The 9216-nt window shown below is 52.4% G+C and carries 9 protein-coding genes; all 9 read left to right on the top strand.

The window, feature by feature from the left end:
• Positions 1 to 323: 323 nt before the first annotated feature.
• The 9 genes from AB4124_RS31145 to ptsP all read left to right on the top strand — a co-directional run bounded on the left by AB4124_RS31145 (position 324) and on the right by ptsP (position 9198).
• Positions 324 to 2438, top strand: a complete 2115-nt coding sequence (locus AB4124_RS31145; protein ID WP_441975234.1) for a BglG family transcription antiterminator — start codon at positions 324 to 326, stop codon at positions 2436 to 2438.
• 35 nt (positions 2439 to 2473) lie between these two features.
• On the top strand, positions 2474 to 2917 hold the full coding sequence (locus AB4124_RS31140; RefSeq protein WP_339290283.1) for a PTS sugar transporter subunit IIA: 444 nt from the start codon (positions 2474 to 2476) through the stop codon (positions 2915 to 2917).
• On the top strand, positions 2914 to 3177 hold the full coding sequence (locus AB4124_RS31135; protein WP_076321610.1) for a PTS sugar transporter subunit IIB: 264 nt from the start codon (positions 2914 to 2916) through the stop codon (positions 3175 to 3177). The genes AB4124_RS31140 and AB4124_RS31135 overlap by 4 nt, the downstream gene beginning before the upstream one ends.
• 23 nt (positions 3178 to 3200) lie before the next feature.
• The gene (locus AB4124_RS31130) at positions 3201 to 4496 is read left to right on the top strand and encodes a PTS ascorbate transporter subunit IIC (protein WP_076321609.1); all 1296 of its coding nucleotides are present in this window, start codon (positions 3201 to 3203) and stop codon (positions 4494 to 4496) included.
• 74 nt (positions 4497 to 4570) lie between these two features.
• Positions 4571 to 5563 carry a phosphotriesterase family protein gene (locus tag AB4124_RS31125; protein ID WP_076321608.1) on the top strand — a complete coding sequence of 331 codons (993 nt, stop codon included), beginning with the start codon at positions 4571 to 4573 and terminating at the stop codon, positions 5561 to 5563.
• Positions 5564 to 5577: 14 nt separating this feature from the next.
• The gene (locus AB4124_RS31120; RefSeq protein ID WP_076321607.1) at positions 5578 to 6336 is read left to right on the top strand and encodes a creatininase family protein; all 759 of its coding nucleotides are present in this window, start codon (positions 5578 to 5580) and stop codon (positions 6334 to 6336) included.
• 36 nt (positions 6337 to 6372) lie between these two features.
• On the top strand, positions 6373 to 7107 hold the full coding sequence (locus tag AB4124_RS31115) for an SIS domain-containing protein (protein WP_076321606.1): 735 nt from the start codon (positions 6373 to 6375) through the stop codon (positions 7105 to 7107).
• A 58-nt stretch (positions 7108 to 7165) separates the two neighbouring features.
• A complete protein-coding gene (locus AB4124_RS31110; RefSeq protein WP_339265331.1) occupies positions 7166 to 7435 on the top strand; it encodes an HPr family phosphocarrier protein in 270 nt (89 codons plus the stop codon).
• Entirely contained in the window at positions 7435 to 9198 is a 1764-nt protein-coding gene (ptsP, locus tag AB4124_RS31105) for a phosphoenolpyruvate--protein phosphotransferase (protein ID WP_441975232.1), read from the top strand. The genes AB4124_RS31110 and ptsP overlap by 1 nt, the downstream gene beginning before the upstream one ends.
• Positions 9199 to 9216: the final 18 nt, after the last annotated feature.

The following is a 9216-nucleotide window of genomic DNA, read 5'->3' as shown; positions in this document are numbered from 1 at the left end:
CGTAAGCCTGCTGTTTTTCTCGGTTAGAACGCAACATATTTAACACCCTTCCGAACGGTTTATTTACTAATATTATATAATATTAACGCGGTGTCGTGTTGAATTAAATATACAAAAAAATAGCTGTCGAGACTTTCTCGACAGCCTGAAAGCCGCATTGTATGCGGCTTTTTTTGATTGCTATGGGAGGGATTAACTTAAAACACTTGAGTTCATTTTTGCACAAAAGGGTCTCCATGAATTGAACTGTCTTTCATCAATTGCCTGTGGGTATAATCAAATTGCAAAAGGCACTACACTAACGGCAAAGGAGTTGATGCCGTATTCTGGACGAAAGAAGTACCCGGATTTTGACGCTGCTTTATGAGGCGGCCGATTATGTATCGCTGGAAGAACTGATGCAGAAGGTCGGTATCTCCAGACGAACCGTTTATTATGATATGGAAAAAATAAACGATTACTTGAAAGCGATTCATCTTCCGCCGGTCAAATATGTCAGGACAGTTGGCTATTATTTGCCTGATGAAAGCAGGGCCGGTCTTCCGCAGTCAACCGGGAAGCCTCATGCACAGCCGTATTATTTGTCCCCACGGGAAAGAATGGCGTGGATGTCGCTCTATCTGTTGTCGGCGGAGGGTCCGCTCTTTGTTCATCATCTGACGGACCTTTTGCAGGTTAGCCGAGGGACTGTGCTCAAGGATTTGAATATGGTCCGGTCGGACATGAAGGCATCGAAGCTCAAGGTAACCTACGATCGCAAGTGGGGCTATGGCGTAAATGGGGAGGAACGTGACAAGCGGAAGGCCCTGAGCTATTATTTCGGTCAGGTTTTCGGCGATGCAGGCTGGGAGCAGGTATTTAACCGGAAACCGGAATCGGAGGGACCGGATCTTGCCCGAAACTTATTCCCCCCTATGAAGTCGGGGCACCTGAAGATGGTGTATCGCCTTATCTCGGATAGCGAAGTAACGCTGGGGGTAGATTTGACGGACGAGATGTTATTTCATTTGACGGCACGCTTCCTGTTGTATGTACGACGTATTCAGGAAGAGCAGTTTATCTCAATAGACGAAGATGAACGAAACGTGCTACGGCGGATGCCAGAGTATGAAGTTGCCGCTGGGGTTGCTGAAGGTCTCGGCCAAATGTTCGGTGTCTCTATCCCGGATGAAGAAATCTGCTACTTTACGATGCATCTGCTGGGAGCGAGAGTCAATCGGATGGAACAGATGACCGGATCCGAAGAAGTGCTCAAGCAGCTTCGGCAAGTGACCAGACAGATGACAGATGATTTTCAGCGTTACGCCTGCGTATTCCTGCCGAACCGGGAAGCGATGGAGGAGAATCTGCTTGTCCATTTGAAGCCGGCTTATTACCGGATCATATACGGACTCGGGCTTGAAAATCCGCTGCTCGAAAATATCCTGTCCAAGTACAGGGAAGTATTCGAGCTGACCCGTCGCTCCGCGACACCGTTCGAACAACTGGTTGGACGTCCACTTGACGACAACGAAATCGGATACCTTGCCATGCATTTCGGCGGCTGGCTGCGTAGAGAAAACACGAAGCCGGCTGTACGCAGACAGGCCGCCATCGTCTGCGTCAACGGCATTTCCGCTTCGCGAATGTTGAAATCGCAGCTGGAGAACCTCTTCTCGGCAGTGGATATTACAGCGGTACTCTCGCTGCGCAATTACGAGTCGTTTGATGAAGAGAATGTTGATTTTATTTTCTCAACGGTACCGCTGCCGGATAGTAAAGTGCCCGTTCTCCTAGTGAATCCGATTCTCAGCGATAAGGATAAGGAACACCTGCTGAACCAAGTCAACATGGTTGCCGGCCGTAAATCAAAGACCCCGGCGTACTCGGTTCAAGCGCTTCTGGACATCGTCCATAAATATGCCGCGGTTAGGGATGAAGCAGGACTTACGGAGGAGCTTAACCACTACTTGTCTGTTGGGAAAACATGGCTGAGTGAAGCACGCAAGCCATCATTATCGGATCTGCTCACTGGACAGATGATCCAAATCAAAAGAGAAGCGGCCGACTGGCGGAGCGCCATATGCGAAGCCTCCGAACCCCTGCTGAAGGATGGGCGCATCGATGAAGCCTATATCGATGCGATGATTTCCAAAGTGGAGGCGCTAGGCCCTTACATCGTCGTTGCACCAGGCATCGCGATTGCGCATGGCAAGCCGCAGGATGGTGTCCGGCGGCTGGGAATCAGTCTGCTGCGACTGGAGCAACCCGTGGCCTTCTCAGAAGAAGCAAGGCATCAAGTTCAGATCATTCTGGTACTGGCGGCGATTGACGGTGAATCCCACCTCAAAGCGCTGTCGGAGCTGACCATCCTGCTTAGGGAGAAGGAAAACCTGATCCGTCTGAAAGAGGCCAAGACGAAAGAAGAGATACTGCAGCAATTAAACACCGGTCTTTAGCATCGATTAGAATATCGGACTTGGGAGAGATGAGAATGAAATTTTTGGAACCGTCACTAATTGCGCTGGATGTGGAGGCCGAGACGGCTGAAGAAGCAATCCGCTTAGCAGGAGATCTGCTGGTAAAAGCGGGTGCGGCCGAAGAACGTTATGCCGACGCCATGGTGAAATCTTACCGTGAAAGAGGTCCGTACTTTGTTCTTGCACCTCATATCGCACTTCCGCATGCTCGTGCAGAGGATGGGGTTAATGAAGCGTCCGTCTCGCTGATTAAATTGAAGAAGCCGGTCGTATTCGGCCATGCGGCCAACGACCCGGTACAGCTTGTATTTGCGCTCGGCGGCTCTTCAAGTTCGGAGCATATCGCCATGCTGCGAAAGCTGACCACCTTGCTAAGCAGCCCGGGCAGTATTGAACAATTCATGAATGCAACTGATGTAGAGACAATCCAACAACTGATTAGGGGGAACGAACAATGAAAATTTTATGCGTATGCGGTCTTGGACAAGGAACAAGTCTGATTTTGAGAATGAATGTGGAGAACGTGTTGAGCGGTATGGGAGTAAATGCCGACGTGGAGCATACGGACGTTTCCACGGCATCCGGAACCGCTGCCGACTATATCATTACAAGCAATGAACTGGCACAAAGCCTTCAAGGTCATGCGGCCAAAATTGTTATCGTCAACAACTATTTTGACAATAACGAAATCAAACAGAAGCTGGAAGAAGTGCTGTAAACCATTAGAAAGGGAGAGGGCATATGGACGTACTTTTTTGGATTGCCACCAACATTTTTGGAACGCCCGCCATTCTGCTCGGATTTATCGTTCTGGTCGGCCTTCTGCTTCAGAAGAAATCAACGAGCCAGCTTGTAAGCGGCACCTTTAAAGCGATCATCGGCTTCCTCGTCATCGGCGCAGGCTCTGATGTCATCGTAAAAGCCTTGAATGTATTCGAGCCAATGTGGAAGGAAGTCTTCGGATTGGAGAGCGGATCCCTTGGTACCTTCATGGGTCAGGAGGCATTCAACTCCAAATTCGGAAGCGCCGTTACGCTTGCTATGCTTATCGGTTTTCTGATCAACGTTCTGCTGGCACGCTTCACCCGGTTTAAATTTATTTACCTGACCGGGCACATGATGTTCTGGACGTCGACTGTTTTCGCTGGCGTGATCGTTCATGCGGCCAGCGGCATCTCCATCTGGAAGCTGGTACTGATGCTCGCTGTCGTCCTTGGTGTGTACTGGACATTCCAGCCGGCGCTGGTTCAGCCGTTCCTGCGTAAAATTACGGGCAACGATAACATTGCGCTTGGTCACACATCGGCTTCGGTTGCTTTGCTTGCTGCCTTGTCCGGTAAATTGTTCGGCAACAAAAACAACGATTCCGAGAAAATCAAAGTACCCAAAGGCTTTGAGTTCCTCCGCGACTCCAACGTCATTACTGCGCTCAGCATGGGAGTTTTGTTCCTGATCGGGGCCATTATTCTATCAACGAAAGGCACACCGGCGGCTGCGGAACTGATGAAACAATCGGGTGACCAGAACTTTATTATTTACTCTATAATCCAATCGTTCACATTCGCAGGCGGAATCGCCATCGTTCTGATGGGGGTCCGGATGTTCGTCGGCGAGCTGGTTCCGGCCTTCAACGGGATCGCGACCAAACTCGTACCAGGCGCCAAACCGGCACTCGATGCGCCAGTTGTGTACCCTTACGCGCCGAATGCGGTGGTTCTTGGATTCCTGGGAGCTTTCGCGGGAGCGATTATCTGGCTGCTTGTACTTGGCAACACCGTTGCTTACATTTTCGTGCCAACGATGATCGTCTTATTTTTCCACGGTGCTACGGCTGGGGTGTTCGGGAACTCGACAGGCGGTGTTCGCGGGGCCGTTATCGGCGGCTTCATCACTTCCACCGTTGTAGCTTGGGGACAGTTTCTGATGGTTCGCTTCTTCATCGCCTCGACGGTGCCGGATACAGCCATGTGGGCAGCTGATTCCGATATGTTCATCATTGGACCGATTCTGCACTTCCTGGCGAAACTGTTCTTTTAACCATCCGATAACAAAGACGGCTGAGTCCCCTGGACTCAGCCGTCTAAAAGATAACAGAGTGGAGGAGAAACGATATGGGCTTTATCCGTACTTTACATGGAGATATCAGCAAAGAGGAGCTGGGCTTTACGTATTCCCACGAACATATCGTATGCCGCCCGGCCTACTGGCAAGAACGGGGAGAGGACGATTTGCTGCTGGACGATAAGGAGAAGTCCAAGCGCGACGTTCTTGATTTCAAACAACACGGCGGACGCTCGATCGTGGACGCTACAGCCATCGATTATGGGCGGGATGTTCAGGCGGTACAGGAAATCGCGATCGAAACCGGCATTCATGTTGTAGGAACGGCGGGATTCAACAAGAGCTTTTTATGGGATGCCAAAATCAAAGAGGAGCTTAAACCGCTGATCGGTCATTATGAAACCTACGCCCAGTGGATTGAAGCAAAAAGCATCAACGAGTTGGCGGATTTCGTCATCCGGGAGGTGGAAGAAGGGCTGGAAGGCACACCTTTCAAAGCAGGCCAGGTTAAATTCGGGACAGGCTATAACCGCATTACGCCTCTGGAGGAGAAGACGCTGCGCGCTGTAGCGCGCGCTCATCATGAGACGAAGGCCCCCATCCACTCCCATACCGAAGTTGGCACCATGGCGTTGGAGCAAATCGAGCTCTTGAAGAGCGAAGGTGTGGATCTGTCTTTTTTGAGCCTGGGACATATGGACCGCAATCCCGACCCCTACTACCATGAGCAGATCGCCTCAACGGGAGCTTACATGAGCTTTGACGGTATCGGCAAAATCAAGTATGCACCGGAAAGCACCCGAATCTCGCTTATTCTTGAGCTTGTCCGCAAAGGTTTCGAAAATCAGATTCTCATCAGCGGTGATACCGCCCGGAAAACCTACTACAAGCATTACGACCAGGGTCTCGGTCTGGAGTACATTATTTCCAAATGGGTCCCGCGCTTTGTAGACGAGGCGAACCGAAACGGTTTTGATGGACTAAAACTGGTGGAGAAATTTTTCGTAAGCAACCCGGCCAACTGCTTTTCATTTAAAAAGTAAGGGGGGCGCTCGCTATGAAATTCGAATTCGAAAATTCGGTTGAGGTGAAGGATAAAATTCGCCATTTCCGCGCTGCCATACTTCCTATTGGTGCCGTTGAAGCGCATGGTCCCCATCTGCCGCTGGGTACCGATAACCTGCTCGCGACCAGACTCGCGGACAGATTAGCAGAGCGGACGGAAAGCTTCGTTTTACCGACCCTCCCCTATGGACAGGTGTGGAGTCTGCGCAATTTCCCGGGGAGTATCAACGTCTCAAACGAAGCGCTCATCCGACTGCTTGCAGATATCGGCGAAAGTTTGTACCAGCAAGGATTCGGCATTTTCGTCATGGTCAACGGCCATCTCGGCAATGCGGTTGCGTTGAAGGAAGCTGCGAGAATGTTATACGAACGGGTGCCCGAACTTAAGGTGTTCTATTTCTTTTATCCTGGCACGAAGGAAGTAACGGCTTCGGTACGGGAAGCTTCGGCTGCACACGCGAGCTATATGCATGCCGATGAAATCGAAACATCCTACATGCTCTATCTTGCGGGCGAATATGTGGACATGAGCAAAGCGATCGATGGCGCCCCGCATATCCCGATCGAAGCGGATTGCACGCCAACACCGTGGGAGGAAATGACTTCCTCTGCCGTACTCGGGGATGCAACGCTGGCAACGAGGGAGAAGGGGGAGAAGATTATCGAGCGCAGCCTGGAAGTGATGGCCGAGATGGTGCTCCGGGCTAAAAGAGCATTGTCAACGGATCATCAACCGGAAGAGAACAGATAGCATTGTAACTACAAGAACAACGAGGTGAAAGAGACGATGATGAACACCTATTTTGATGTGATTGGCGGGTTGTTAGACAAAGTCCGTACCGAGCAGGCCAAGTCGATCCGTGAAGCGGCAGAGAAAGTGGCTGCCTGTATTCAGCAAGGTGGTATTATACACTTATTCGGCTGTGGACATTCGCATATATTGACCGAAGAAGTCTTTTACCGAGCAGGCGGACTCGTACCGATTCGCCCGATCCTGGTCGAGAAGCTGATGCTTCACGAAGGCGCGGTCCGTTCGTCAGAGCTGGAAAGACAAAACGACCTTGCTGTCGAATTCATGAAGGAGCAGGATATCCGCGAGGGCGAGGTTGTCTTCGTACTGTCCACTTCGGGCCGAAATCCCGTTCCCGTGGATGTCGCTTTGATGGCGAAGGAGAAGGGGGCCTTTACTGTAGGCATTACCTCACTGGAATATTCCAAAAGCATGCCGTCCCGACACAGCAGCGGAAAGCATCTGGCCGATGCCGTTGATCTGGTAATCGATAATTTCTCGGTTAAGGGAGATGCCGTATTGAGCCATCCGGGCCTTCAGGTGCCTTTCACGCCGAGCTCGACGGTCGTCGGGGCGCTCATATTGAACTCACTGTTCGCAGAATCTATTGAGATTATGATTGAACAAGGCTTCAAGCCCCCTGTATTTCTCAGCGGAAATATCGATGGTTCCGACGAACACAACAACGCGTTGGTTGAGGCTTATAAAGGACGGATCGCTTTATTGGCATGATCAGGATGGACCGAGCAGTAAAGAAAATATACGAGGTCTGACATAGAGGAGGAAAGACATGTTCGCACAAACCGTAACCATACAGAATGAGCAGGGCTTTCATGTCCGTCCAGCTCAGCTTTTCTCGGAAAAAGCAGGACAGTTTGGAGCAGAGGTTCATCTGAAGACTAACGAAGGACGCACCGCGGATTGCAAAAGCATGCTGGAGCTGATGACGCTCGGCGTTGAGCAAGGAGCTGTCGTGACCATCGAAGCTAACGGAGATGGAGAACAAGAGGTAGTCGAAGCGCTGATACAGCTAGTCGAAAGCAAGTTTGGTGAAGCCTGATGAAGAGGCTGCATATAGAAGGAATCGGCGTATCGGAGGGAATCCGGATCGCTAAGGCATTCATTTACAAGCCTTCGCTAGGGACCAGCAGTGACAGCAGCCTCGAAGAGAAGCTTATTCCGGATACCCCGGCCGCAATCGATGCAGAGCTTATTAAGCTCCGTGAAGCCAAAGCCGGCTGCGCGGAACAATTGGAGAAGCTAACGGAGAGAGCGAAGGAAGCCGTGGGCGAAGAGCAAGCCGGCATTCTTGCGGGACAGCGGAAGCTTCTGGACGATCCTGCCTTCTATCCGAAGATGGAGGCAAGAGTCCGAGAGAAGCTGGAGCCAGCGCCAAGTGCCGTTGCCGAAATTGTGAGCCAGGTCGCTTCCATGTTGGAAGGCATGAACAATGATTATATGAAGGAACGCGCCGCGGACATTCGCGATATCGGTAATCGTCTTCTCGCCTGCTTGTTGCCAGGACAATCGCGTGACTTTACGGGAATCACCGAACCGGTTATCTTGGTCGCTGATGATTTGGCACCGTCGGATACGGTACAGCTGGACCCTGCCTTGGTTATCGGCTTTATTACCCGTACTGGAGGAGCGACCTCACATACCGCTATTCTCGCACGGTCGCTCGGAATTGCAGCTATCGTCGGCGCTGGTGACGGCGTCGACGGCATCAAGGACGGCGATACGCTCGTCCTTGACGGCTCAGCCGGGCTGTGCATTGCCCGGCCGCATGAGGCGGAAGCGGAGCAGTATCGGCTCCGCATGCAGGAAGATCTCGAGCGCAGACAGTCGCTCGAGGTATACGCGGCGCGTCCGGCAGTGACCGCCGACGGCACGCGCGTAGAGCTCGCGGCGAATATCGGCAGCGCCGCGGAAGCCGAGACCGCCGTCCGGCAGGGCGCGGACGGCGTGGGGCTGTTCCGCACGGAGTTCCTGTTCATGAACGCCCCGGCCATGCCGGGCGAGGAGGAGCAGTTCCGTGCGTATCAGGAAGCGGCCCGGATGATGGAGGGCCGCCCCGTAATCATCCGCACGATGGACATCGGCGGAGATAAGGAGCTTCCGTATCTGCAACTGCCGAAGGAAACAAACCCGTTCCTGGGCTACCGTGCGATACGGGTAGGCCTTGTCCGCCAAGAGCTGCTTCGCACGCAGCTGAGGGCGGTGCTGCGAGCCAGTGCCTTCGGTACGGTGAAGGTGATGTTCCCCATGATCTCCGGTCTGCAGGAATGGAGGCAGGCAAGAGCCATCCTGACGGAAGTGCAGGTGGAATTGAGGCAAGACGGGATCCAGTTTGACGAGAAGATGGAAGTTGGCATCATGGTTGAGATTCCCTCAACGGCCGTGTTGGCGGAACGATTCGCGAGCAAGGTCGATTTCTTCAGCATCGGTACGAACGACCTCGTGCAGTATACGGTCGCAGCGGACCGCATGAATGAACACGTCGCGCACCTGTACGATTATTTCCATCCAGCTGTGCTTCAGTTAATTCGCACGGTCATTGAGGCTTCCCACACGGCCGGTAAATGGACCGGCATGTGCGGCAGTATGGCGGGTGATCCGCTGGCGGCACCGCTGTTACTCGGACTAGGTCTTGACGAATGGAGTATGGAGGCCGGTGGTCTCAGCCGGGTGAAGGAAAGGCTCGCTAGCCTGGATCGTCAGGAATGTCGCGAGCTGGCAAAGCGCATTCTTGGCCTTGATACGCCCCAAGCGGTTCGTCAGGCGCTGGAGGAATTTCATCACGCCCAAAAGGCAGTGGTATAGATTCCGAATTACGCATCC

The organism is Paenibacillus sp. 2KB_20, assembly GCF_052115765.1.
GTDB lineage: Bacteria > Bacillota > Bacilli > Paenibacillales > Paenibacillaceae > Paenibacillus_AQ.
This window is presented reverse-complemented; position numbering and strand designations above follow the sequence as displayed.

What these genes read in the sequence shown, in the direction of transcription:
- AB4124_RS31120 (WP_076321607.1), top strand. Translation starts at nt 5,578, where the DNA reads ATGAAATTCGAATTCGAAAATTCGGTTGAGGTGAAGGATAAAATTCGC.
- ptsP (WP_441975232.1), top strand. Translation starts at nt 7,435, where the DNA reads ATGAAGAGGCTGCATATAGAAGGAATCGGCGTATCGGAGGGAATCCGG.
- AB4124_RS31135 (WP_076321610.1), top strand. Translation starts at nt 2,914, where the DNA reads ATGAAAATTTTATGCGTATGCGGTCTTGGACAAGGAACAAGTCTGATT.
- AB4124_RS31110 (WP_339265331.1), top strand. Translation starts at nt 7,166, where the DNA reads ATGTTCGCACAAACCGTAACCATACAGAATGAGCAGGGCTTTCATGTC.
- AB4124_RS31130 (WP_076321609.1), top strand. Translation starts at nt 3,201, where the DNA reads ATGGACGTACTTTTTTGGATTGCCACCAACATTTTTGGAACGCCCGCC.
- AB4124_RS31115 (WP_076321606.1), top strand. Translation starts at nt 6,373, where the DNA reads ATGATGAACACCTATTTTGATGTGATTGGCGGGTTGTTAGACAAAGTC.
- AB4124_RS31140 (WP_339290283.1), top strand. Translation starts at nt 2,474, where the DNA reads ATGAAATTTTTGGAACCGTCACTAATTGCGCTGGATGTGGAGGCCGAG.
- AB4124_RS31125 (WP_076321608.1), top strand. Translation starts at nt 4,571, where the DNA reads ATGGGCTTTATCCGTACTTTACATGGAGATATCAGCAAAGAGGAGCTG.